The 26058-nt window shown below is 73.3% G+C and carries 15 protein-coding genes; 5 read left to right on the plus strand and 10 right to left on the minus strand.

What is annotated here, in order from left to right:
- Positions 1-56: 56 nt before the first annotated feature.
- The 3 genes from GA0070558_RS26675 to araB form a co-directional block, all read right to left on the minus strand.
- The gene (locus GA0070558_RS26675) at positions 57-1067 is read right to left on the minus strand and encodes an ABC transporter substrate-binding protein (protein WP_077937649.1); all 1011 of its coding nucleotides are present in this window, start codon (positions 1065-1067) and stop codon (positions 57-59) included.
- A gap of 156 nt (positions 1068-1223) precedes the next feature.
- On the minus strand, positions 1224-1916 hold the full coding sequence (locus GA0070558_RS26680) for an L-ribulose-5-phosphate 4-epimerase (protein ID WP_176734388.1): 693 nt from the start codon (positions 1914-1916) through the stop codon (positions 1224-1226).
- Positions 1913-3610 (minus strand): ribulokinase, encoded by a 1698-nt coding sequence (gene araB, locus GA0070558_RS26685; RefSeq protein WP_091284632.1) that lies wholly within the window; start codon positions 3608-3610, stop codon positions 1913-1915. The genes GA0070558_RS26680 and araB overlap by 4 nt, the downstream gene beginning before the upstream one ends.
- Positions 3611-4489: 879 nt before the next feature.
- On the opposite strand from araB, the gene GA0070558_RS26690 reads away from it, so the two are divergent.
- Both GA0070558_RS26690 and GA0070558_RS26695 read left to right on the plus strand, forming a co-directional pair.
- A complete protein-coding gene (locus tag GA0070558_RS26690; protein WP_077937647.1) occupies positions 4490-5503 on the plus strand; it encodes a LacI family DNA-binding transcriptional regulator in 1014 nt (337 codons plus the stop codon).
- Between the two features lie 159 nt (positions 5504-5662).
- The gene (locus tag GA0070558_RS26695; RefSeq protein WP_091284634.1) at positions 5663-7117 is read left to right on the plus strand and encodes a cellulase family glycosylhydrolase; all 1455 of its coding nucleotides are present in this window, start codon (positions 5663-5665) and stop codon (positions 7115-7117) included.
- Positions 7118-7169: 52 nt separating this feature from the next.
- Here GA0070558_RS26695 and GA0070558_RS26700 read toward each other — a convergent pair whose 3' ends face one another.
- The 5 genes from GA0070558_RS26700 to GA0070558_RS26720 are packed head-to-tail and all read right to left on the minus strand — an operon-like array spanning position 7170 to position 12625.
- A complete protein-coding gene (locus GA0070558_RS26700; protein ID WP_091284636.1) occupies positions 7170-8186 on the minus strand; it encodes an ABC transporter ATP-binding protein in 1017 nt (338 codons plus the stop codon).
- The gene (locus GA0070558_RS26705) at positions 8183-9220 is read right to left on the minus strand and encodes an ABC transporter ATP-binding protein (RefSeq protein ID WP_256092140.1); all 1038 of its coding nucleotides are present in this window, start codon (positions 9218-9220) and stop codon (positions 8183-8185) included. The genes GA0070558_RS26700 and GA0070558_RS26705 overlap by 4 nt, the downstream gene beginning before the upstream one ends.
- Positions 9217-10098: an ABC transporter permease gene (locus GA0070558_RS26710; protein ID WP_043963285.1), complete on the minus strand. Its 882-nt coding sequence runs from the start codon at positions 10096-10098 to the stop codon at positions 9217-9219. The genes GA0070558_RS26705 and GA0070558_RS26710 overlap by 4 nt, the downstream gene beginning before the upstream one ends.
- 23 nt (positions 10099-10121) lie before the next feature.
- Positions 10122-11066 (minus strand): ABC transporter permease, encoded by a 945-nt coding sequence (locus tag GA0070558_RS26715; protein WP_077937643.1) that lies wholly within the window; start codon positions 11064-11066, stop codon positions 10122-10124.
- Between the two features lie 17 nt (positions 11067-11083).
- Positions 11084-12625, minus strand: coding sequence for an ABC transporter substrate-binding protein (locus GA0070558_RS26720; RefSeq protein WP_091284639.1), 1542 nt, complete (start codon positions 12623-12625; stop codon positions 11084-11086).
- A 237-nt stretch (positions 12626-12862) separates the two neighbouring features.
- Between GA0070558_RS26720 and GA0070558_RS26725 the strand changes: the two genes are divergently transcribed.
- The gene (locus GA0070558_RS26725; RefSeq protein ID WP_091284641.1) at positions 12863-13411 is read left to right on the plus strand and encodes an STAS domain-containing protein; all 549 of its coding nucleotides are present in this window, start codon (positions 12863-12865) and stop codon (positions 13409-13411) included.
- A gap of 40 nt (positions 13412-13451) precedes the next feature.
- On the opposite strand, the gene nhaA is transcribed toward GA0070558_RS26725, so the two are convergent.
- Complete coding sequence (gene nhaA, locus GA0070558_RS26730; RefSeq protein WP_091284643.1) at positions 13452-14747, minus strand: Na+/H+ antiporter NhaA; 1296 nt, start codon at positions 14745-14747, stop codon at positions 13452-13454.
- 224 nt (positions 14748-14971) lie between these two features.
- Between nhaA and GA0070558_RS26735 the strand changes: the two genes are divergently transcribed.
- Positions 14972-16297 (plus strand): extracellular catalytic domain type 1 short-chain-length polyhydroxyalkanoate depolymerase, encoded by a 1326-nt coding sequence (locus GA0070558_RS26735; RefSeq protein WP_091284644.1) that lies wholly within the window; start codon positions 14972-14974, stop codon positions 16295-16297.
- Positions 16298-16474: 177 nt separating this feature from the next.
- On the opposite strand, the gene GA0070558_RS26740 is transcribed toward GA0070558_RS26735, so the two are convergent.
- A complete protein-coding gene (locus GA0070558_RS26740) occupies positions 16475-17398 on the minus strand; it encodes a sulfite exporter TauE/SafE family protein (protein ID WP_091284646.1) in 924 nt (307 codons plus the stop codon).
- Positions 17399-18244: 846 nt separating this feature from the next.
- On the opposite strand from GA0070558_RS26740, the gene GA0070558_RS26745 reads away from it, so the two are divergent.
- Positions 18245-26017: a type I polyketide synthase gene (locus GA0070558_RS26745; RefSeq protein WP_218107113.1), complete on the plus strand. Its 7773-nt coding sequence runs from the start codon at positions 18245-18247 to the stop codon at positions 26015-26017.
- Positions 26018-26058 lie beyond the last annotated feature (41 nt).

Genomic DNA, 26058 nt, shown 5'->3' on the forward strand with positions numbered 1-26058 from the left:
TGTGTCGCGGAAGCGAGCGGCGGGGCCGCCGCGCGTGGCGCGGCGGCCCCCTCCGGTCAGTACTTCCGGGTCGGCAGAGCGGCCTTGGCCTGCTCCTGGGTGAAGGTGGTCTCCTGGGTCTCGACCCGGGCCGGGACCTCCTCGCCGGCCTTGACCTTCTTGACCAGGTCCATCAGCTGGTCGCCGAGCAGCGGGCTGCACTCGGCGATGAAGTTGAACTTGCCGTCGGCCAGGGCCTGCATGCCGTCCTTGACCGCGTCGATGGTGATGATGGTGATGTCCTTGCCCGGCACCTTGCCGGCCGCGGTGATCGCCTCCAGCGCGCCGAGGCCCATGTCGTCGTTGTGGGCGAACAGCACGTCGATCTTCGGGTTGGCCTTGAGGAACTGCTCCATGACCTGCTTGCCGCCGGCCCGGGTGAAGTCACCGCTCTGCGACGCGACGACCTTCAGGTTGGGGTTGGCGGCGATCGCCTCCGCGAAGCCCTTCTTGCGGTCGTTGGCCGGCGCCGAACCGGTGGTGCCCTGCAGCTCGACGATGTTCACCGGGCCGGTGGCCGCCTTCTTCTGCTCGACCAGCCACTCGCCGGCGAGCCGGCCCTCCTTGACGAAGTCCGAGCCGATGAAGGTCTTGTAGAGGCTCTTGTCGGCCGAGTCGACGGCGCGGTCGGTCAGGATGACCGGGATCTTGGCGTCCTTGGCCTCCTTGAGCACGGTGTCCCAGCCCGACTCCACCACCGGCGAGAAGGCGATCACGTCGACCTTCTGCTGGATGAAGTTGCGGATCGCCTTGATCTGGTTCTCCTGCTTCTGCTGCGCGTCGTCGAACTGCAGCTTGATCCCGGCCTTCTCGGCGGACTCCTTGATGGAGTTGGTGTTCGCCGTGCGCCAGCCGCTCTCCGCGCCGACCTGCGAGAAGCCGAGGACGATCTGGCCGTCGCCCTTGCTGTCGCCGGCCTCCGAGCCGGTGTCGCTGTTGCCGCACGCGGCCAGGCTGGTGGCCATCAGGCCGGCGGCCAGGATCGCGCCGAACCCACGGCGGGTGATGGTCGTGCCGGTCTTGCGCATGTGATGACTCCTTGCGGGGGTGGGTGGGGTACCTACATGGGCCGGGGCCGCCTCGGCGTGCCGGGACGGCACGGCCAACCGGTGGTGCTGTGGTGAGGTGCGGTGGAACGGGCCGGGCCTCGGGGTGCGGACCGGCCGGGACGGGGCGGGCGGCGGTCAGGGGGTCGCGGACGGGACCCCGGGCTGCCCGTAGACGTTCTGGTAGCGGTCGTAGAGGGAGTCGATGTCCTCGCGGGCCATCGGCACCGGCCGGCCGAGCGTGCGGGCCAGGTGGGCGGTGCGGGCGACGTCCTCGCACATCACCGCCGCCTTGACCGCCGCGCGGGCGTCCTTGCCGATGGTGAAGACGCCGTGGTTGCGCATGAGCACCGCCGGCGAGCGGTGCCCGGACAGGGTGGCCACGATGCCCTTGCCGATGTCGTCGCCGCCGATGAGCGCGAACGGGCCGACCGGGATCTCGCCGCCGAACTCGTCGGCCTGGGCGGTGAGGTGGCACGGGATCGACTCGCCGCAGGCCGCCCAGGCGGTGGCGTAGGAGCTGTGCGTGTGCACCACTCCCCCGACCTCCGGCATCGCCCGGTAGACGTAGGCGTGCGCGGCGGTGTCGCTCGACGGCGACAGGTCGCCCGCCACGACGGCCCCGTCGAGGTCGCAGACGATCATGTTGTCGGGTCGCAGGTCGTCGTAGGAGACGCCGCTGGGCTTGATGACCATCAGGTCCGCGCCCGGCACCCGGGCGGAGACGTTGCCGGCAGTCCAGGCCACCAGGTTGTAGCGGACCAGCTCGCCGTGCAGCGTCGCGACCTGCTCACGCAGGCGCGTCACCTCGGCGCCCAGGTCGGGGCTCATGCCAACACCTCCAGGGGGACTGCGGCCTCGCCGGCCGGGGAGTGGTCGGCCGCCCGGCGGGCGGCGTTGCGGATGGTGCGCAGCCGCAGCAGGACGTCGTCGCCGCCCCGGCCGAAATGGTCGTGCAGGCGCCGGTACTCCGCGTAGAGCGCGTCGTAGGCGAGCGCCCGCTGCGGGTCGGGCCGGTAGACGTCGCGGTCGACCCGGCCCATCACCGCCGAGGCGGCCGGCACGTCGGGGTACGCGCCCGCGGCGACCGCCGCGTGGATCGCCGAGCCGAGCGCCGGGCCCTGCGTCGAGCCGATGATGCCCAGCGGGCGCTGCGTGACGTCGGCGTAGATCTGCATGAGCAGCGCGTTGTTGGTCAGCCCGCCCGCGACGATGATCTCGTCGACCGGCACCCCGGCGTCGGCGAACGCCTCGATGATCATGCGGGTGCCGAACGCGGTGGACTCCAGCAGCGCGCGGTAGACGTCCGGCGGCCGGGTGGCCAGGGTCAGCCCGACGATCACCCCGCTGAGGTCGTGGTTGACCAGCAGGGAGCGGTTGCCGTTCCACCAGTCCAGCGCCACCAGGCCGTGCGCGCCGACCGGCTGGGCGGCGGCGGCGGCCGTGAGGGCCTCGTGCGAGGCGTAGCCGGCGGGGGCGGCGTGCTGGACGTACCAGCCGAAGATGTCGCCGACGCCGCTCTGGCCCGCCTCGTAGCCCCAGTGCCCGGAGCTGATCCCGCCGTCCACGACGCCGCACATGCCGGCCACCTCGGCCAGCTCGGTGCCGTTGACGACGTGGCAGGTGGAGGTGCCCATGATGGCGACCAGCCGGCCCGGCTCGAGGGCCTGGGCGGCGGCGGAGGTGACGTGGGCGTCGACGTTGCCGACCGCCACCGCGATCCCCTCCGGCAGGCCGGTCCAGGCCGCGGCCTGGGCGGTCAGCCCGCCGGCCCGGGCGCCCAGCGGCGCGAGCGGTCCGTCGATCTTGGCGACGAAGTCGGCGAAGCCCGGGTTCAGCGCGGCCAGGTACTCCCGCGACGGGTACCGCCCGTCCTGGCGGATGCCCTTGTAGCCGGCGGTGCACACGTTGCGGGTCTCGACGCCGCAGAGCTGCCAGACGATCCAGTCGGCGGCCTCGATCCACCGCTCGGCCCGGTCGTAGACCTCCGGGTCCTCCTCCAGCAGCTGCAGGCCCTTGGCGTACTGCCACTCGGCGGAGATCTTGCCGCCGTAGCGGCCGATCCACGGCTCGTTGCGGGCGTGGGCCAGCTCGTTGATCCGGTCCGCCTGGGGCTGGGCCGCGTGGTGCTTCCACAGCTTGACCCAGGCGTGCGGCCGGGTACGCAGGTCGGGCAGCTCGCACAGGGGGGTGCCGTCGGCGAGGGTGGGCAGCACGGTGCAGGCGGTGAAGTCGATGCCGATGCCGACGACCTGCTGCGGGTCGACGCCGCTGGCGGCCAGGGCCGCCGGCACCGCCTGCCGCAGCACCTCGCGGTAGTCGTCCGGGTCCTGCAGGGCCCAGTCGGCGGGTAGCGCCTGGCCGTCGACGGCGAGTACCGTGTCCATCACGGCGTGTCGGTACTCGTGCACCGCCGTGCCCAGTTCGGCACCGTCACCGACCCGTACCACCAGCGCTCGACCCGACAACGTGCCGTAGTCGACGCCGACAACGTACCGGTCGCCCGGCCCTGCCGAAACGCTCATGACATCCTCCGCTCACTTGCTGGCAACAGTGTTAGCGCTCACATGCAGTGGCGTCAAGATGCTTCCCGCCAAGATCTTTCAGTCCGGTCCACGACACGGCCCGCTGCCTGGAATCTCTCCAGATGACGACGTCGGCAACGATCCGGTCACGGGACGCGACCCACGACGGAGACGGCCCCGGATCGGGGATGTGTGCGTTCACAAGGAGGCGGGCGCTTCGGCCGCGTGACGCAGGGCGCGCGCCGCCGTCGCGCGCCGGCCGCGGCCGGCCCGTCCGCCCGCCGCCCGGCCGTGACGGGGAGTGATTCTTCCCGACCCACCGGCGCACCATCCCGCTCACCCGCTTTGCTCTGCACCCACGGACGCAACGCTCACGCTCCGCCGCCGCGCCCGAGCCTTCGCGATTCCCGGCGATGCCACGTATCCGCAGCTCCACCGGGACGCTGCGCCCGTGGGTGCAGAGCAAAGCGCGCGACAGGACCGAAGCGGACCCCGAAGGAGGGCGACGCGGAGTAAGAACGATCGGCCCGATGGGACAGCTCCCCTTCGTCACGGAGCGCGACGGCACCACCCGGACCTGCGGCCCCGCCGAAACCGCACTCCCGGCCCGCGATCCCGGCTCGGCGCCCCGTGTCGGGCAACCGGGTCGACGCCGCCCCGTCCGGCGGCGCCGACCCGGCCGACAGCGGACGCGGAGGCAGGGCCGCGCCCGAAAGTTTCGAGCTTGTTTCGGACGCGAGCAGGCTAAGCGCCCGCGCGACGACGCGTCAAGCGTCACCTGTCGATGCGTCGAGGTCGACCCCGGTTTTCGCCCGCCCCGCCCCCAAGCGTCGAAAGTTTCGGGATATGCTGCGGCGGGCCGGGAACGAGGGAGATGCCATGGAACAACAGCGGGCGACGCTGGCGGAGATCGCACAGGCGGCCGGGGTGTCCATCCCCACCGTCTCGAAGGTCCTCAACGGCCGGCCGGACGTCGCACCCGCGACCCGGCACCGGGTGCAGACACTGCTCGACGCACGGGGGTACACGGCCCGGGGCACGGCCCGCCCGGCAAACCGGGCGGGCCTGATCGACCTGGTGCTGCGGGACCTGGGCAGCCCGTGGGCCATGCAGATCATCGATGGCGTGGAGGAGCTGGCCTACCAGGCCGGCTTCGGCGTCGTCGTATCCGCCGTCCACGGCCGGCACCGCACCCGCCCCGACCGGCGCTGGACCGAGCAGCTGGCCGCCCGACGCTGCAACGGGGTGCTGCTCGTCCTCTCCGACCTCTCGCCCGCCCAGCGCGGCCACCTGGAGGAGCTGGGCATCCCGGCGGTGATCATCGATCCGGCCGGGCAGCCCCCCGCGGACATCCCCTCCGTCGGGGCGACCAACTGGGCCGGCGGGCGGGCCGCCACCGAGCATCTGCTCGGCCTCGGCCACCACCGCATCGCCGTCATCGGCGGTCCCCCCACCGTGCCGTGCAGCCGCGCCCGTGTCGACGGCTACCGGGCCGCCATGGACGCCGCTGGCCAGCGGGTCCCCACCGGCCACGTCCGCACCGGCGACTTCCTGGCCCCCTCGGGCTATCGGGAGACGCACGCCCTGCTCGACCTGGCCCGGCCGCCGACGGCGCTCTTCGCCTGCTCCGACGAGATGGCCCTGGGCGCCTACGAGGCGCTCTACGAGCGGGGACTGCGGGTGCCGGACGACATGAGCGTCGTCGGTTTCGACGATCTGGACGCCGCCCGGTGGGCCGTGCCGCCGCTGACCACCGTCCGGCAGCCGCTGACGGAGATGGCCGCGATGGCCACCCGCATGCTGCTCAGCCTGGTCAACGGCGAGGAGCTGGCCAGTGACCGCATCGAACTGGCCACCCCGCTGGTCGTACGGCACAGCACCCGGCCCTGCTGACCGCCCCGCCGGCCCGCGGCGCGGCATCGGGCGGCGCGGCACACTTCGACGCATCGACATGTTGCGGAGGTGTTACGCACGCCCCTAAGCTGCCGTGGGAGCGCTCCCGGGCCCCCGACCGCGCGCCACCCCACCACCCCCGACGAAATGAGACAGCCGATGAAGAGAGCTCCCCGCCCGTCCCGACGACAGCTGGTCGTGGCCGGCGCCGTCGGCGCGCTGACCCTCGGTGCGACGGCGATCCTACCGGCCACCAACGCCATGGCCGCCACCGGTTGCGCCGTCACCTACACGACCAACAGCTGGTCCGGGGGGTTCACCGCGTCGATCAGCGTCAAGAACCTCGGTGACCCGATCAACGGTTGGACCCTCGGCTTCACCTTCCCGGACCAGGGGCAGAAGGTCACCCAGGGGTGGTCGGCGACGTACCAGCAGAGCGGCAGTGCCGTCACGGCGCAGAGCCTGAGCTACAACGGCTCGCTGGCCACGGGCGCGGCGACGAGCATCGGCTTCAACGGCACCTTCACCGGCGGCAACCCGACGCCGACGTCGTTCACGCTCAACGGCACGGTGTGCACCGGCGGCACGACGCCGACCACGTCGACCCCGACGACGCCGCCGACCACCACGCCGCCGCCGACCACTCCCCCGCCCACCACCGCTCCGCCGACCGGCACGACGCCGGTGGCGATCAACGGTCAGCTGCGGGTGTGCGGGGTCAACCTGTGCAACCGGTACGGCAAGCCGATCCAGCTGCGCGGCATGAGCACCCACGGCCTGCAGTGGTTCGCCCAGTGCTACAACGACGCGTCCCTCGACGCGCTGTCCAAGGACTGGCTGGCCGACCTGCTCCGCGTCTCCATGTACGTGCAGGAGGACGGCTACGAGACCGACCCGGCCGGCTTCACCAACCGGGTCAACACCCTCGTGGACGAGGCCACCGAGCGCGGCATGTACGCGTTGATCGACTTCCACACCCTGACGCCGGGCGACCCGATGTTCAACCTGGAGCGGGCCAAGACGTTCTTCGCCGCCGTGTCCGCCCGGCACGCCAACAAGAACAACGTGATCTACGAGGTCACCAACGAGCCCAACGGGGTGAGCTGGTCGACGATCAAGAACTACGCCGAGCAGGTCATCCCGATCATCCGCGCCAACGACCCGGACGCGATCGTCATCGTCGGCACCCGCGGCTGGTCCTCGCTCGGCGTCTCCGAGGGCGGCAACTCCACCGAGGTCATCAACAACCCGGTGAACGCCAGCAACATCATGTACGCGTTCCACTTCTACGCCGCGTCCCACAAGGACAACTACCGGGCCGAGCTGGAGCGCGCCGCCGCCCGGATCCCCATGTTCGTCACCGAGTTCGGCACGGTCACCTACACCGGCGGCGGCGCCGTGGACGTGGCCAGCAGCAACACCTGGATGGACCTGCTCGACCGGCTCAAGATCAGCTACGCCAACTGGACGTTCTCGGACGCCGACGAGGGCAGCGCCGCGTTCCGCCCCGGCACCTGCTACGGCGGCACGTACACCGGCACGTCGGTGCTGACCGACTCGGGCAACTACATGCGCAACCGCATCCGCACCCCGGACAACTTCCCCACGAGCTGACCGCTCGCACCACCCGGTGTCGCCCCGTCCATCGTGGACGGGGCGACACCGGTCAGGCCGGCCCGCCGCGCATCGCGCGTACCGCCTCGCCCGCGTACAGGCAGGCGGCCCGCTGGCCGGCGGCCACCTCCACCAGCACCGGGTCGACCTCGACGCAGTCCGGTCGGGCCTGCGGACAGCGGGTCCGGAACCGGCAGCCACCGGGCGGGTCCACCGGGCTCGGCACGTCGCCGCTCAGGATGATCCGCCGCCGGCGCCGCTCCACCTTCGGATCGGCCACCGGGACGGCCGACAGCAGCGCGGCGGTGTACGGGTGCGCCGGCTGCCGGTAGAGCTGCGCCGGGGTGCCGGTCTCCACGATCCGGCCCAGGTACATCACGGCGATCCGGTCGCTCATGTGCTCGACGGCCGCCAGGTCGTGCGCGATGAACAGGTACGTCAGCCCCAGGTCCCGTTGCAGCGCCCGCAGCAGGTTCATGATCTGCGCCTGCACGCTCAGGTCGAGCGAGGCGATGGGCTCGTCGAGGACGATCAGGTCGGGCTCCCCGGCCAGCGCGCGGGCGATGCCGACCCGCTGGCGTTGCCCGCCGGAGAGCTCGTGCGGGTGCCGGCCGGCGAGGTCGGCGCGCAGGCCGACCAGCTCCAGCAGCTCGGCGACCCGGCGGCCACGGGCCTGGGCGGAGTCGACGAGGCGGTGCACCACCAGCGGCTCGGCGACGCTGGCCCCGATCGTGCGCCGGGGGTCCAGCGACGCCTGCGGGTCCTGGAACACCATGGCCACCCGTCGGCGCAGGCCCCGCAGCCGACGGCGGGACCATCGGGTCACGTCCCGGCCGCCGACCCGCACGTGGCCGGAGGTCGGATCGACCAGGCGCAGCAGCGCCAGGCCGGTGGTGGACTTCCCGCTGCCCGACTCGCCGACCAGCCCGAGGGTCTCGCCCCGCCGGACGGTCAGCGACACCCCGTCGACGGCCCGCACCTGCACGCCGCCCCCGGCCGGGAACCACACCCGCAGGTCGTCGAGCTCGGCGAGGGGCTCCCCCGCCGCGTGGGACGGGCCGGTGCTCATGCGTCCTCCCCGCCGGGACAGAAGGTGCGTACCTCGTGGCCGGGGGCCACCGGGACCAGCGGCGGCAGCTCGTGTTCGCACCGGGCGTCGCCGCGCACCGGGCAGCGGGGCCAGAACGCGCAGCCGGGCGGCAGGTCCAAGGGGCTCGGCGGCGCGCCGGCGATCGCCGGGAGGTCGCCGCCTGCGTGCTGCGGGTCCGGGCGGGCCGCCAGCAGGGCCCGGGTGTACGGGTGCGCGGGCGCGTCGAACACGGCGTCGACGTCGCCCCGCTCGACGATCCGGCCGCCGTACATGACGGCCACCGTGTCGGCGACCCCGGCGACCACGCCGAGGTCGTGGGTGATCCAGACGACGGCGGTGCCGAGCCGGCGGCGCAGGTCGGCGACCAGCTCGACGATCTGCGCCTGGGTGGTGACGTCGAGAGCGGTGGTCGGCTCGTCGGCGATGAGCAGGGCCGGCTCGCAGGCCAGGGCCATCGCGATGACGACCCGTTGGCGCATCCCGCCGGAGAACTGGTGCGGGTACTCCTCGACGCGCCGGCCCGGCAACGGGATGCCGACCAGGTCGAGCAGTTCGACGGCCCGGTCCCGGGCCTGTCGGCGGGTCATGCCCAGGTGCTCCTCGCATGCCTCGGACACCTGCCGGCCCACGGTGAGCACCGGGTTGAGCGAGGTCATCGGGTCCTGGAAGACGAAGCCGACGTGCCGGCCGCGCAACTGCCGGCGGCGCGGCTCGGGCAGCGCGGTCAGCTCCTCGCCGAGCAGCCGGACCCGTCCGGTGACCCGGGCCGCCCGGGGGGCCAGGCCGGTGGCGGCGAGCACGGTCATGCTCTTGCCGCTGCCGGACTCGCCGACCAGGGCGAGGGTCTGCCCGGCCCGCACCGACCAGTCGACGCCGGCGACGGCGCGGGCCGGCCCACGGCGGGTGCCGATCGTCACGGTCAGGTCCTCGATGGCCAGCACCGGTGCGTCGGCGTCGCCCGCGGCGGGGCCCGTCCCGGCCACACCGGCGGCGGGTGGTGGTGTGCTGCTCATGCCCTGCTCCTGTTCGCCTCGCTGACGGTGAGCTGACGCGGATCCAACACGTCGCGCAGCGCGTCGCCGACGAGGTTGAAGGCGAGCACGGTGAGGAAGATCGCGGCGCCGGGGAAGACGCCGAGCCACCACGCCTCGGTGACGAAGCCGCGCCCGTCGTAGAGCATCCGGCCCCAGGCGGGGTCCGGCGGCTGCACGCCGAGGCCCAGGAAGGACAGGGCCGCCTCGGAGAGGATGGCGAACGCCAGCGACAGCGACGTCTGCACGATCAGTGGGGCCGCGATGTTGGGCAGCACGTGGCGGCGGATGATCCGCGCGTCCGACGCGCCGATGGACACGGCCGCGCGCACGAAGACCTGCTCGCGTACGGAGAGCACGCCCGCGCGGGTGACCCGGGCGAAGATCGGCGTGTAGACGACCCCGATCGCGACCATCGCGGTGACCAGGCCCGGCCCGAGCACCGCCACGATCGCGACGGCCAGCAGCAGCACCGGGAACGCGAACAGCACGTCCATGCCGCGCATGAGGACGTTGTCCACCCAGCCCCGGTACCAGCCGGCGAGCAGGCCGACGGTGACCCCGACCAGCAGCGCGATGCCGACGCTGACCAGGCCCACCTCCAGGGAGACCCGGGCGGCGACGAGGACGCGGCTGAGCACGTCGCGGCCCAGTTCGTCGGTGCCGAACGGGTGGTCGAGGCTGGGCGGGCGCAGCATCTGATCGACGTCGACGTCGTTGACCCCGGCCGGCGCCAGCCACCGGCCGGCCACCCCGACGACGAGCAGCAGGAGCAGCACGACGGTGCCGGCGACGGCCGGCGGGTCGTGGCGCAGCGCGGACAGGGTGCGGCGCAGCGTGCCGTCGGATCCGCCGCTCACCGCAGCCCGGTCCTCTCCGCCGCTCACCGCAGCCCGATCCGCGGGTCGAGGCGGGCATAGAGGACGTCCACCAGCAGGTTCATCAGCAGGAACAGGGCGGCGACGAAGAGCACCGCGCCCTGCAGCACCGGGTAGTCGCGGGCCTGGACGGCGTCGTAGGTGAGCCGGCCGACCCCCGGCCAGGCGAACAGCACCTCGATCACGATCACCCCGCCGACGAGGCTGGCCAACTGCACCGCCACGACGGTGACCACGGGGATCAGCGCGTTGCGCAGCACATGCCGGACGACCACGACCCGGGCACGCAGGCCCTTGGCCTCGGCGGTGCGCACGTAGTCCTCGGAGAGCACCTCCAGCACGGAGGAGCGGATGAACCGGGTGAGGATCGAGGCGGTGACCAGCCCCACGGCCGTCGCCGGCAGGATCACGTGCGACGCCCACCGCGCCGGGTCCTCGGTGAGGGCCACGTAGCCCGACGGCGGCAGCCAGCCGAGCACCCCGGCGAAGAGCAGGATGCCCATGATGCCCATCCAGAAGTCGGGCACCGACACGCCGAACTGGCTGAACACCCGGGCGGCGTGGTCGAGGGCCGAGCCGCTGCGCACGGCGGAGAGCACGCCCAGCGGGAACGCCACGAGCAGGGCGAGCAGCACGGCGGTCACCGCCAGCGACAGCGTCGCCGGCAGCCGCTCCAGCACGATCGTGGTGACCGGCTGGCCGCTGCGGAAGCTCACCCCGAGGTCGCCGGTGAGCGCGTGGCCGACGTAGCTGACGTACTGCGCGACCAGCGGCCGGTCGAGGCCGGAACGTTCCCGCAGCGCGTCGTAGGTCTGCTGGTCGAAGCGGGTGCCGAGGGCGACCCGGACGGGGTCGCCGGGGACGAGCTGGAGCAGCAGGAAGACGACAAGCGTCACCCCGAGCAGGACGACGGCCGACTGGAGCAGCCGGCGCAGGACGAAGCGTGTCATGGCGGGCCCCCGTCAGCTCACCTGTCGAGGCCGACGTCGCGGAACCGGATGGCCCGGTCGGAGCGGACCTGGTATCCGGTCACCTGCTTCGACCAGCCCTGCACCACGTCGGGGTTGTAGAGGTAGACGTAGCTGGCGTCGTCGACGATCTGCTTCGCCGCCTGGTCGTACGTCCGCTTGCGGGCCGCCGGGTCGGTCTCGGTGCGGCCGGCGTCGAGGAGCCTGTCGACGGTGGGGTTGCTGTACTTGTGGAAGTTGAACGTCGCGCCGGTGCGGTGCTGGGCGTAGTAGAACTCGTCCGGGTCGATGTTGCCGAGCCAGCCGAGCAGGAACGCGTCGAACGCGCCCCGGCCCTGCTCGTCGAGCCACTGGGCGAAGTCGAGGGTGCGGATCTTCACGGTGATCCCGACGTCGGAGAGCTGGGCGGCGATGACCTGGGCCGCGCTGACCGTCTCGGGGTACTCGGTGGTCACCATCAGGTCGAGGGTCAGCCCGCTGACGCCGGCCTGGCCGAGCAACTGCCGGGCCTGCGCGGGGTCGTGCCGGTACGGCGCGTACTCGAAGTGCCAGGAGCTGCCCTTCGGGATCGCGGTCTGGTTGACCGTGGCCTGGCCGAACTTGGCCGCCTTCGCGATCGCGTCCCGGTCCAGGGCGAACGCGATCGCGCGGCGCACGTTCACGTCGTCGTACGGCTTGCGGCCCTCGTTGAGGGCGAGGTACCAGTAGTCGGTCGACGACCGCGACTCGACGGTCACGTCGCCGCCGTTCTCCTTCAGCGCCGCGACCTGCTGGGGCGGCAGGTTGTCGGTCCACTGGACCTCGCCGCCGCGCAGGTTCTGCAGGGCGACCGTGGGGTCCTTGACGAAGGTGAACCGGACCCCGTCGAGCTTCGGCTTCGCGCCCCAGTAGTTGTCGTTGCGGGTGAGCTGGATGCTGTCGCCGGAGGTGTAGCCGGCGACGGCGAACGGCCCGCTGCCCACCGGCTTGGTCTTGATCGCCCCGGACTCCACGTTGGCCTTGTCGACGATCGCGACGCCCTTGAACCCGCCGAGGCTGGCCAGCAGGTTCGGGGTGGGCTTGGTGAGCGCGACGACCACGGTGGTCGGGTCGGGGGCGGTCACGGACTTCACGGTCTCGAACCGGTACGACTGGTTCAGCTTCTCGGAGATGATCCGCTCGTAGGAGTAGACGACGTCCTCGGAGGTCAGCGGCGACCCGTCGGAGAAGCGCACGCCCTCGCGGAGGGTGAAGGTCCAGGTGAGCTGGTCGGCGCTGGTGGTCCACTTCGTCGCCAGCGAGGGGCCCATCCGCAGGTCGGGACCCGGCTCGACGAGGGTGTCGTAGACGTTCTCCAGCACCTGGAAGCTGTAGTAGGCGGAGGTCCGGTGGGGGTCGAGCTGGTCCGGTTCCCCGCCGATGGCGGCGTTCAGCGTGCCGCCGGATCCCTTGCCGCCGGTGTCGCCGGCCCCGTCCACGTCGACGCTGTCGCCGGCGCCGCAGCCGGCGGCGCCGGCGAGCGCGATCGCGAGCACGGCACCGACCATCCTGGATCTGGTCATGGACCCGGTCCCCCTCCGTCACCGAAGCGCGGGAGTGATCCCGCCTCCTGCCCTCCTTGCCCGCAGCGTCCCGAAGGCGAAACCTCCGCCGCCGTCCCGGCCCGCCGCCGGGCGCGGCCACGACGGCACCGGTCCAGGTGAGAGCGGTTTCGTCACACAACCGTCATGGAACCGGGAGGTGCCCTCCAAACCCGCGTACCAGGGTGGGGGCTGCCGCCGCCGAGGAGAGGAGGCCGGATGACGGTCGTACCGGACGATCGCCTGATGACGCTGATCTGCGACGACTGCGGCGACACGACCACCGGCAACGCGTGCGTGCTGCCCGACGCCGAGGTCGTCTGGACGCTGGTGTCCGAGCACGGCTGGAGCGGCTCGCCGTTCGCCGTCGGCCCCCACCGGTGCCCGCCGTGCAGCATCGCCGGACCGGCGCCGGGCCAACTCCTCGGGCTCGACCAGGTCGACGGCTGCGACGACGCGCCCGGCCACGGCGAGGACCGGCTGCACGCCGCCCTGCGCGACGCGGTCGAGTTCGACGGGCGGGCCGTGGTGGACCTGCACGGCGTGGACCAGATCGACCCGGCCGGGCTGGGGCTGCTGGTGCGGGCCCACCAGGAGGCCCGGCAGCGGGGCGTCGTCCTGTGCCTCGCCGCCCCGTCCCGGTTCGTCCGCACCGTCCTGCACACCATGCGGCTCGACGGGCTCTTCCCGACCTTCGCCGACCAGCAGGAGGCCCTGGCGGCGGCCGGCCCCGCCCTGACGGCGGCCGACCCCGTGCCGGCCCGGTGACGGGGCGGGGAGCGGGGTCGGCTCAGCCCGACCGGTCGGGCTACGCCTGGTAGACGTCGGGCACCCCGTCGCGGTCGCGGTCGACGGTCTCGGCCTCGTGCACCCGCCGGTAGGCCCGGCTGCGGGCGCGCAGGATGACGCTGGCCAGGACGGCGGCGAGCAGGGACCCGGTGAGCACGGCGACCTTGACGTGGTCGTCGCGCTCACTGCCCAGGCCGAAGGCGAGTTCGCCGATGAGCAGGGAGACGGTGAACCCGATGCCGCCCAGCAGCGCCAGGCCGAACACGTCGAGCCAGTTCAGCCCCTCGTCGAGGTCGGCGCGGGTGAACCGGGACACCAGCCAGGTCGCTGCCATGATGCCGATCGGCTTGCCGAGCACCAGGCCGACGACGATGCCGACGGCGACCCGGTCGGTCAGGGCGGTGGCGAGGCCGGTGAGGCCGCCGACGGTGACACCGGCGGAGAGGAACGCGAAGACCGGCACCGCGACCCCGGCGGAGACGGGCCGGAACCGGTGCTCGAAGTGCTCGGCCAGGCCGGGTCCGGCGTCCGGGCCACCCGCGGCCCGGCTGCGGAGCACCGGGACGGTGAACGCCAGCAGCACGCCGGCGACGGTGGCGTGCACCCCGGAGGAGTGCATCAGCACCCAGGTCACGACGGCCAGCGGCAGCAGCAGCCACCAGGACCGGACCCGGCGCTGCACCAGCAGCCCGAAGACCGCCAGCGGGATGAGCGCGCCCAGCAGCGGCCCGACGGCCAGGTCGGAGGTGTAGAAGACGGCGATGATCACGATGGCGAGCAGGTCGTCGACCACCGCGAGGGTGAGCAGGAAGGTGCGCAGCGCCGAGGGCAGGAAGCGGCCGACGACGGCGAGCACGGCCAGGGCGAAGGCGATGTCGGTCGCGGTGGGGATCGCCCAGCCCTGCGCGGCGTCACCGCCGACGATGAGGACGTAGAGGAGGGCGGGCACGAGCACGCCGCCCATGGCGGCGGCCACCGGCACCGCCGCGCGGCGCGGGTCCCGCAGGTCCCCGGCGACGAATTCGCGCTTGAGTTCCAGCCCGGCGACGAAGAAGAAGATCGCCAGCAGGCCGTCGGCGGCCCAGGTGGCCAGGCTGAGATCCAGGTGCAGTGCCGCCGGGCCCACCCGGAGATCCCGCAGCGCCTGGTATCCGTCGGCCCAGGGGGAGTTGGACCAGATCAGGGCCAGCACCGCGCCGACCAGCAGGAGCGCCCCGCCCACGGTCTCCTTGCGCAGGATGCCAAAGATGCGGCTGGTCTCGCCCCAGGAGCGTCGGGCGAACAGGCTGGGGCGGCGCCGGGGGGCGTCGGTCACGGGGAACTCCTCGTCGGCAGGGCAGCGTCGTCTCGTCGCCGACCAGACTTCCCGGCACACCGAAGCCCTACCCTAGCCGCTTGCGGCCCTCGAAACTTCCGCTGGTTGCCACCCTCACGACATCTATTCATACTGATGGACGTTCCTGAGCCGGACATGATCGGGCGCCGGGCAGCCCCGATCGGAACCTCGCCCCATCGGCACTCTCCGGAGGAACCTGCCCCATGAGATCAAGGATGAAGCTGCTGGGCACCGCCCTGGTGGCCGCCGCGGTGGCCGCGCTGGCGGCCGTCACGGTGCCCGCGCCCGCGTCGGCGGCGGCGCTGACCGAGGTCACCAACTTCGGCGCGAACCCCAGCAACCTGCGCATGTACCTGTACGTGCCGGACCGGGTCGCGCCCCGGCCGGGCCTGCTGGTCGCCGTCCACTACTGCACCGGCACCGGTCCGGCGTTCTTCAACGGCGCCCAGTTCGACGAGCTGGCCAACCAGTACGGCTACATCGTCATCTATCCGTCGGTGACCCGCAGCAGCCAGTGCTTCGACGTCTCCTCCCCGCAGGCGCTGCGCCGTGACGGCGGCAGCGACCCGGTGGGCATCAAGTCGATGATCGACTACGTCCGGGCGCGGTACCCCGTCGACGCGGACCGGATCTTCGCCACCGGCGTCTCCTCCGGCGCGATGATGACCAACGTCCTGCTCGGGCTCTACCCCGACGTGTTCGCCGCCGGTGCGGCCTTCGCCGGGGTCCCGTTCGGCTGCTTCGCCACCACGAACGGCTCGGAGTGGAACAGCGAGTGCGCCAACGGGCAGATCACCAAGACCGCCCAGCAGTGGGGCGACCTGGTCCGCAACGCCTACCCGGGCTACACGGGCAAGCGGCCCCGGATGCAGCTGTGGCACGGCACGAACGACGAGACCCTGCGCTACCCGAACTTCGGCGAAGAGGTCAAGCAGTGGACGAACGTGCAGGGGCTGAGCCAGACCCCGACCTACACCGACACTCCGCAGTCCGGCTACACCCGCACCCGCTACGGCGGCAGCGGCACCATGGCGCCGGTCGAGGCGATCAGCATGGCCGGGGTCTCGCACAACCTGCCCGTCGACGCCGCCCAGGCCATCCGGTTCTTCGGCCTGGACAGCGCCACCCCGCCCACCACCCCGCCGCCCACCACGGCCCCGCCGACGACGCCGCCGCCGACCACCCCGCCGCCGACCACCCCGCCGGCCGGCGGGGGCTGCGCCGTCGGGTACGCCGTCAACGCCTGGAACACCGGCCTGACCGCCGCCGTCACGATCACCAACACCAGCGGCGCGACGGTCAACGGCTGGAGCCTGGCGTTCACGCTGCCGGGCGGGCAGACCATCACCAGCGGCTGGAACGCCACCTACTCCCCCACCAGCGGCGCGGTGACCGCCCGTAACGTCTCGTACAACGGCGCGATCGCGCCGAACACGTCGGTCAGCATCGGCTTCCAGGCCAACCACACCGGCAACACCGCCAAGCCGGCCTCGTTCACCCTCAACGGGGTGGCCTGCTCGGTCTCCTGATCTCACCCGGTGGCGGGCACTGCGCCACCACCGCCTGCGAGGGCGCGCGCCGCTGCCGGTGCGCGCCCTCGTCACGATCCCGCAACGCCGGTCGCCGGCACGGGGGTCCGGGTACGACTCCCCGTGCCGGCGACCCACACCGGCCCGCCCGCCGGCTGCGGCAGGCCCGGTGGGTGGTCAGCTCGTCGCGGTGGCGGGCTCCTCGGGGCCGTCCCCGGCCACGACCGGCTCGACGGTCCGGTCCGCCAGGTGCTGGCGCACCGACCAGGCCACCGCCGCCGCCCAGGCGGCCACGATGACGAGATAGCTGGCGTACCGGACGCCGGTAGGGGCGTCGATCCAGTCGCTGAGCAGCAGGGTCCGCACGTTGGTGAGGATGATGACGCCGCCGACGGCGGAGCCGAGGACCCGCGGCGGCACCATCCGCACCAGCCAGGCGGCGATCGGCGCGGCGATCATGCCACCGAGCAGCAGCGCGCCCACCCAGCCGAAGTTGATGTTCTCCGAGCCGATCCCGACCAGGAACCCGGCGCTGGCGGCGATCGCCACCAGGAATTCGCTGGTGTCGATGGAACCGATCACGCGGCGCGGCTCCATCCGTCCGCTGGCCAGGATGGCGGGGGTGCCGACCGGGCCCCAACCGCCGCCGCCGGTGGCGTCGACGAATCCGGCCACGAGGCCCAGCGGGCCGAGGAAGCGCTTGCGCAGGGGCAGCCCGACCCGGTCGCGGGGCAGCCCGGAGACGGTGAACCGGACCAGCACGTACACCCCGAGGGTAAGCAGGATCAGCGACATGATCGGGGCCGCGGTCGCGGTGGAGAGGCTGGACAGGAACGTGGCGCCGGCGAAGGCGCCGAGGGCCCCCGGCACGCCGACCCTGCGGACCACCGTCCAGTCGACGTTGCCGAAGCGCCAGTGCGCGGCGCCGGAGACGAGGGTGGTGCCGATCTCGGCCAGGTGAACAGTTGCGGAAGCGCTCGCGGCGCTGGTGTTGATGGCGAGGAGCAGTGTTGTCGACGTCACGCCGTAGGCCATGCCGAGGCTGCCGTCTACCAGTTGCGCACCGAGTCCCACAAGGGCGAGGAGAAGGAGTTTACGCACAACAACCGCCGATCCGAAAGACAAAAGGGGGTCTGGCAGTGCCGGGCGGTGACGACGGTCGAGGCGGACCGCGCCGTCCCGGCGAGCCGAGTCTGTGCAGGTACAGGGATTGTCGTAGGCGACGGCGGCTGCCCCATTGACGGGCAACTCCCCGCTAATCATTCCGACAGATTGGGTAAAACGCTCGTTAAGCGGAGCTGTGGTGCCGCCGCCCGGTCGCGGTATCGGCTCGTCCAGCGCGACCGCCGGCAAGGCCGTCGCTGAACTCGCCTCCTGTGGCCAACCGCACTCGATGCGGTCCGCGTCGGTTACCGCAGTCAGGGTGACGCGGGTCACAACAGGTCACCCACCAGGGCGTTCGCTGATCGCCCGGCGAAGCTCACCTCACTTTCGGTGAATGTCGAACTTAATCGATGGGTAATAGCGATGACGACATTGACAGGGATCGTTGAGGCAGCGCGCAACCCCTGGCAAGACCCGTTCCACATCGTGAGACAGAACGACTAGAATCACCCACAGCCAGGGAATGCTCGGAGCACGTAAAACAATTTCGTAATGAACTCGACAATCGCCGCACGGCGGCGGGAGGCACCGTTCGCGCCCCCCGCCGCCCCACCTCGCGGCCATTTTGCCTGGCCACCTCGGCGGCAAATCCCGCCGCCTTAGTAGGAAATCTTCACCTCCCCGATCAGGTTGGTCAGATTTAACCGGGCCGTAACTGGGCGACGCTACGTTATGACCGAGCGCGACATTGACTGCCGCAAATTAGGGCCCGAGCGCCGGTGGTACGGCCGGCCGGTCCAGCCCGTCGCCCCGCGATCTTCTCGCGACCGAAGTGGGAGCCTGATGAGTACTGCACCGCACACGCGCGACCTGATCATGGTTGTCAACCCTGCCGGCGCACTGGAGCCCGGCCCACGGATCACCGCCGCCGCCTGCGCCGGCGGCGGGCTGGGCGTGCTCGACCTGGCCGGCGGCGACGACTGGTCGCTGCGCGCGCTGACCCAGGCCGCCTCCTGGTCCCCCGGGCCGATCGGCGTCCGGGTGCCGGCCGGCTGCCTGGCCACACCGGACGAGGTCGACCACGCCGCACGCGGGCGGGTCGACCTGGTGGTGGTCACCTCCGACAGCCCCTGGTCCCTGGCCGAGATCACCCCGAGGTACCGGGTGATCGTGGAGGTCACGAGCCGGGAGGAGGCCCGCGCCGCCGCGGCGGGCGGGGCACACGGGCTGATCGCCCGGGGCCTGGAGGGCGGGGGCCGGGTCAGCGACCTCAGCTCCTTCGTCCTGCTTCAGCGGCTCGTCGCCGACGACACCGTCGACCTGCCGGTCTGGGTGGCCGGCGGCATCGGCCCGCGCACCGCTGGGGCCTGCCTCGTCGGCGGGGCCGCCGGCATCGTCCTGGACACCCAGCTCGCCCTGATGCCCGAGTCCGAACTGCCAGCCGACGTCAAGGCCGCGATCCGGCGCATGGACGGCTCGGAGACGGTACTCGCCGACGGGGCCCGGGGGATGCGCCGGGGCGGCCAGCACGACGTGCGGTCGGAGCTGCTGCCCATCGGTCAGGACGGCTGGCTCGCCGCCGTCTTCGCCGACCGCTGGGCCGACACCGCCAGCGCGGTGCGGGCCATGCGGGCCATCATGCTCGACGCCGCCGACGACCCCGAGGCGGGCACGCTGCTGCTGCCCGGCGCCCCGCTGGCCGAGGCGCTCGGCGTGCGGGTGCCCGTCGCCCAGGGCCCGATGACCCGGGTCAGCGACGAGGCGGGCTTCGCCGCCGCGGTCGCCGACGGCGGCGCCCTGCCCTTCATCGCGCTCGCCCTGAACTCCGCGGAGCAGTGCCGCCGGATGCTCACCGAGACCGCCGCGCGGCTCGGCGACCGGCCCTGGGGGGTCGGCGTGCTCGGCTTCGCCCCCGAGGAGTTGCGCGCCGCGCAGCTGGCGGTCATCCAGGAGATCCGCCCCGGCTTCGCGATCATCGCGGGCGGCCGGCCGCCGCAGGCCAAGGCGCTGGAGGAGCAGGGGATCAGCACGTTCCTGCACGTGCCCTCCCCCGGCCTGCTGCGGCAGTTCCTGCGCTCCGGGGCGAGGAAGTTCATCTTCGAGGGCGCCGAGTGCGGCGGGCACATCGGCCCCCGGTTCAGCTTCCCGCTGTGGGAGGCGCAGCTGCTGGTGCTCGAGGAGTACCTCGACGGCGAACCGGGCGCCGCCGCGCAGCTCCAGGTCCTCTTCGCCGGTGGCGTCCACGACGCCCGCTCGGCGGCGATGGTCGCCGCGATGGCCGCGCCGCTGGCGCGCCGGGGGGCCCGCATCGGCGTGCTCATGGGCACCGCGTACCTGTTCACCGCCGAGGCGGTGGAGCACGGCGCGGTCCAGCCGCTGTTCCAGCGGGAGGCGCTCACCGCCGAGCGGACCGCCCTGCTGGAGACCGCGCCGGGCCACGTCACGCGCTGCCTGCACACCCCGTTCGTCGACGACTTCCACGCGCTGCGCGCCCAGCTGGAGCAGGCCGGCGCGGAGAACCGCGAGGTGTGGGAGCAGCTCGAACTGCTCAACGTCGGCCGGCTGCGGATCGCCAGCAAGGGCCTCAAGCGCAACGGCGAGACCATCGAGACGGTGGACGAGGGCGTCCAGGCCGCCGAGGGGCTGTTCATGGCCGGGCAGGTCGCCGTGCTGCGCGACGCCGCCACCACCGTGGCGGGCCTGCACGACGCCGTCAGCTCCGAGGCCCGCGACCTGCACGCCGCCCGGCTCGACGCGCTGCGCGCCCGGTTCGCCCCGCCCGCCGAGATCGAGGAGCGCCCCGCGCCGCTGGACGTCGCCATCGTCGGGATGGCCTGCATGCTGCCCGGCTCCCCCGACCTGGACAGCTTCTGGCGCACCGTGCTCACCGGCGCCGACGCGGTCACCGAGGTCCCCGCCGAGCGCTGGGACACCGACCTCTACTACGCCCCGGAGGTCGGGCCGGGCCAGACCGGCCGGATCAGCGTCTCCAAGTGGGGCGGTTTCATCGAGCCGGTGCCCTTCGACGCCATCGGCTACGGCATCCCGCCGACGGCGCTGGGCAGCATCGACCCGACCCAGCTGCTCGCCCTGGAGGTCTCGCACCGGGCACTGCTCGACGCCGGCTACCCGCACGACGCCGCCGGGGTCGACCACTCCCGCACCGGCGTCGTCTTCGGCGCGGAGGCCGGCAGCGACATGGGCCACGCGCAGACCCTGCGCACCATGCTGCCGGCGTACCTCGGCGAGGTGCCCGACGAGATGCAGGACCTGCTGCCCACGGTCACCGAGGACAGCTTCCCCGGCGTGCTGGCCAACGTCATCGCCGGTCGGGTCGCCAACCGCCTCGACCTGGGCGGGCCGAACTACACCATCGACGCCGCCTGCGCCTCCTCGCTGGCCGCCATGGACGCCGCCTGCAAGGAACTGGTCAGCGGCGACAGCGACATGATGATCTGCGGCGGCGCCGACCTGCACAACGGCGTCAACGACTACCTGATGTTCACCTCGGCGCACGCGCTGTCCCCGACCGGCCGGTCGCGGCCCTTCGACAGCACCGGCGACGGCATCGCCCTCGGCGAGGGCGTGGCCTGCGTCGTCCTCAAGCGGCTGGCCGACGCCGAGCGCGACGGCGACCGGATCTACGGCGTGATCAAGGGACTCGGCGGGGCCAGCGACGGCCGCGCCCTCGGCCTGACCGCCCCCCGCCCCGACGGCCAGCGCCGGGCGCTGGACCGCGCGTACCGCCGCAGTGGCGTCTCCCCGCGCGACGTCGGCCTGGTGGAGGCGCACGGCACCGGCACCGTCGTCGGCGACCGCACCGAGCTGGAGACCCTGACCCGGATGTTCGTCGATGCCGGCGCGGAGCCGGGCGGCTGCGCGCTCGGGTCGGTGAAGTCGCAGATCGGGCACACCAAGTGCGCCGCCGGGCTCGCCGGCGTGATCAAGGCGGCCCTGTCGCTGTACCACGGCGTCCGGCCGCCGACGATCCACCTGAAGCGTCCCAACCCGGCCTGGCACCCGCAGCAGAGCCCGTTCGCCTTCTACACCGAGGCCCGCCCCTGGCCGGCCCCCGCCGAGGAGCGGATCGCCGGGGTGAGCGCCTTCGGCTTCGGCGGCACCAACTTCCACGTCGTGCTCAGCGCCCACGCCGGAGCCCCGGAGCCCCGGCACGGCCGACGGATCTGGCCGGCGGAGCTGTTCTGCTTCCGGGGCCTCGACCGGGCCGCGGCCCACCAGTCGGTCCGGCAGCTGCTCGACGGCCTCGCCGGCGATGCCGGGCGGGACCGCCCGGGACGCCTCGCCGAGCTGGCCGCCTCGGTGGCCGCGAAGTCCGCCGGCCGGTCCGGCCCCACCCGGGTGGCGATCGTCGCCCGGGACCTGACCGAGCTGGAGACGCTGCTGCACCGGGCGTTGGCCGGCGAGCACGACCCGGCGCGGGGCCTGGTGCAGCCGGACGAGGTCGAGCCGGTCGAGCCGGGCCAGGTCGCGTTCCTCTTCCCCGGGCAGGGCAGTCAGCGCCCCGGCGCCCTCGCGGAGATCTTCGTCGCCTTCCCGGAGCTGCGGCACTACCTCGAACTCGACCGCGACGCGGCCGAGCTGCTCTTCCCCGCCGCCGCCTTCGACCAGTCGTCGCGGCGCGAGCAGGAGGAGCGGGTCCGCGACACCCGGGTCGCCCAGCCCGTGCTGGGCATCGGCGGGCTCGCCGTCGACCACCTGCTGCGCCGCCTCGGCGTACGCCCGGACATGACCGCCGGCCACAGCTACGGCGAGCTGGTCGGGCTCTGCGTGGCCGGCGCCTTCGACGCGCCCACGCTCATGGCGCTGAGCCGGGAGCGGGCGGCGTCGATCCTGGGCGCCGCCGGGGAGGACCCGGGCACCATGGCGGCCGTCAACGCCTCCGCCGACGACGTCGCCGGTGTCCTCGCCAGCGCCGGGCTGACCAGCGAGGTCGTGCTGGCCAACCGCAACTCTCCGACGCAGGTGGTGGTCTCCGGGCCGACCGCGAAGGTGCAGTCGGCGGTGGTCGCGCTCAAGGAGGCCGGGCTGTCGGCCAAGGCCCTCTCGGTCGCCTGCGCCTTCCACAGCCCCGTGGTGGCCGGCGCGGTGGAGACCTTCGCCGACGTGCTCGCCGCCCACCGGATCGCCGAGCCGCGCATCCCGGTCTGGTCCAACCTGACCGCCGCGCGCTACTCCGGCGACGCCGACCAGGTGCGCCACCACCTCGCCGAGCAGATCGGCGCCCCGGTCCGCTTCGTCGAGCAGGTCGAGGCGATGTACGCCGCCGGCGCCCGCGTGTTCGTCGAGGTGGGCCCCGGCCAGGTGCTCACCCGCCTGGTCAAGGCCGTGCTCGGCGACCGGCCGCACCGGGCGGTCGCCTGCGAGCGCGGGCCCGAGGAGGGGCTGCGCGGCTTCCTGATCTCGGTCGGGGAGCTCGCCTGCGCCGGCGTGCCGGTGCGCCCCGACTGGCTCTTCCACGGCCGGGTCGCCGACGCGCCCGCCACCGCACCGACCCGTCGTCCGATCTGGACGGTCGACGGGCTGCTCGTCCGGGACCAGCACGGCAACTGTCTTCCCGGTGGCATGACCCCTCCCCGACGGATCAAGGAGTTGTCGATGACCCCAGCGAACGGTGCCGTCACCGGTACCCCCACCGGCACCGGCCCCGACGCCGGCGGCCAGGACATCCGTGGCGAGCTGCTCAACGAGTACCTGCGCGCCACCCGGGACATGATCGCCTCCCAGCGCGACGTGATGCTCGCCTTCCTCGGCGACCCCGGCAGCGGCGGCTCGGGCAGCGGCGGCCGGCTCGTCTGGCAGCCCGCCGAGGCGTACCGGGTCGAGGGCCACACGCCGGCCGCGCTGCCGCAGGCGTCGGCGGCGCCCGCCGTCGCCCCGCCGGCCGCGACCCCTGTGCCCGCCGCCCCGCGGCCCCCGGCGACCGCGCCCACGGCGGCCCCCGTGCCGGCCGTGGCGCTGGCGACCAACGGCGGGTCGGCCCTGGCCACGACCATCGCGCCGGCGCGGCCGGTGGCCCCGGCCGTCGTCCCGGTCTCGCCCGCCGTCGGGCCCATCATCCCCGCGCCGGCCCCCGCCCCCGCTCCGGTGCCGGCCGCGGTGCCGGTGGCCACCGGGCCGAGCGTCGCCGACTTCCAGAACGCCATCCTCGCGGTGATCAGCGAGCGCACCGGCTACCCGGTCGACCTCATCGAACTCGACCTCGACCTCGAAGCCGACCTCTCCATCGACTCCATCAAGCGCGCCGAGGTCGCCGGCGAAGTCGCCCAACGCCTCGAACTCGCCGTCGAAGGCGACGAGAGCGAGCTGGAAGACCTCGTCAAGGCCCGCACCGTCCGCGCCATGGTCACCTGGCTCGACGAGAAGATGGGCTCCGCGCCCGCCGCCGCCCCGATGGCCGCGCCGGTCGTCGTCCCGCCCGCCGGCACGCCGGTCGGCGTCACCACGGCCGACTTCCAGCAGGCGATCCTGAGCGTCATCAGCGAGCGCACCGGCTACCCGGTCGACCTCATCGAACTCGACCTCGACCTCGAAGCCGACCTCTCCATCGACTCCATCAAGCGCGCCGAGGTCGCCGGCGAAGTCGCCCAACGCCTCGAACTCGCCGTCGAAGGCGACGAGAGCGAGCTGGAAGACCTCGTCAAGGCCCGCACCGTCCGCGCCATGGTCACCTGGCTCGACGAGAAGATGGGCTCCGCGCCCGCCGCCGCCCCGATGGCCGCGCCGGTCGTCGTCCCGCCCGCCGGCACGCCGGTCGGCGTCACCACGGCCGACTTCCAGCAGGCGATCCTGAGCGTCATCAGCGAGCGCACCGGCTACCCGGTCGACCTCATCGAACTCGACCTCGACCTCGAAGCCGACCTCTCCATCGACTCCATCAAGCGCGCCGAGGTCGCCGGCGAAGTCGCCCAACGCCTCGAACTCGCCGTCGAAGGCGACGAGTCCGAGCTGGAAGACCTCGTCAAGGCCCGCACCGTCCGCGCCATGGTCACCTGGCTCGACGAGAAGCTCAACGGCGCGGTCACCGCGACGGCGACCCTGACCGCCACCGCGAGCATCGCCGCCCCGCCCGCCCCCGTCCAGGCCGCCCCCGCCGTGGCCCCGGCCGCGCCGGAGCCGGCCGACGCCGGGGTCGGCGTCGGGATCGCCCCGAAGCGGCTGGTGGCGCAGGAGAGCGTCCGCACCGAGCCGGTCGGCGACCCGGCCACCGTGCTCGCCGGCACCCGGTTCCTGATCACCGGCGGCGGCGCGATCGCGGCGTACCTGGCGGAGCTGCTCGGCGAGTACGGCGCCAGCGGCCAGCTCGGCGTGCTCGACAGCCAGCAGGCCGGCGAGGGCTTCGACGGGGTGCTCGTCCTCGACGGGCTCACCAACCTCGACGAGCCGCTGCTGCCCGACGTGTTCCCGCTGCTGCAGCGGGCGCTCGCGACCGGCCCGCGCTGGCTGCTGGCCGCCGGGGCCCGCGACGCCGCCGGGGCCGCCGACGGCATGCCCGGCCTGTTCCGCACCATCGCCCGCGAGTACCCGCAGCTGACCGCCCGCTTCGTCGAGGTGGACCCGGCCGCCGCGGCGGACGTGCTCGCCCGGCAGCTGCTCAACGAGGTGCTCACCAGCAGCGAAGCGCCGGTGGTATACCTCCGGGGCGACGACCGCTACGTCGCCGACCTGGTGCCGGTGGAGCTGGGCGCGCTGGCCGCCGGCGGGGCCGGCCCGGCCGGCGACGGGGTGGCCGAGGCCGCCGCGATCGGCCTGGAGCCGGACTCGGTGATCGTCCTGATCGGCGGGGCGCGCGGCATCACCCCGTGGTTCGCCCGGACGCTCGCCTCGGCCAGCCGGTGCCGCATCGAGCTGGTCGGCCGTACCCCGCTGCCGCAGGGCCCGGAGGACCCGGCGCTGGCCGCGGCCGGCGACAAGCAGGCCCTAATCGCGGCGCTGGCCCGGCAGGGTCTGCGCAACCCCGCCGAGATCGACCGCACCGCCCAGCGCATCCTGGCCGCCCGGGAGGTCAACGCGACCATCGCCGAGCTGACCGAGCTCGGCGGCGAGGTCCGCTACCACACCCTCGACGTCCGCGACACGGCGGCGACCCGGCACCTGCTGGGTCGCATCCACGCCGAGCACGGCCGCCTCGACGGCCTGGTGTACGCCGCCGGGATCATCGAGGACAAGCTGATCGCCGAGAAGGACCCGGCGTCGTTCACCCGGGTCTTCGACACGAAGGTCGACGGGGCGCGGGGGCTGCTGACCGCCCTGGACGAGCTGCCCGCCAAGCCGCGCTTCGTGGTCTTCTTCGGCAGCATCGCCGCCGCCTACGGCAACCGGGGGCAGTCCGACTACGCGGCCGCCAACGACGCCCTGGACACGATCGGCACCCGCTACGCGGCCCGGACCGGGGTGCGCACCGTGACCGTCCACTGGGGCCCGTGGGCGCCCGGCGCCGGCCACGGCGGCATGGTCACCGCCGAGCTGAGCCGGGAGTACGCCCGGCGCGGCATCGGCCTGATCGACCCCGAGGAGGGCGCGCTGGCCCTGCTGCGCGAGCTGGCCTGGGCCGACGCGGCGGTCACCTCGGTCGTCTACACCGCCTCGGGCTGGTGAGCGCGCCGATGCCCCGCAACGCCCCCGCCCACACCGCACGA

Origin of the sequence: Micromonospora haikouensis (genome assembly GCF_900091595.1) — a bacterium.
Classification (GTDB): Bacteria; Actinomycetota; Actinomycetes; order Mycobacteriales; family Micromonosporaceae; genus Micromonospora; species Micromonospora haikouensis.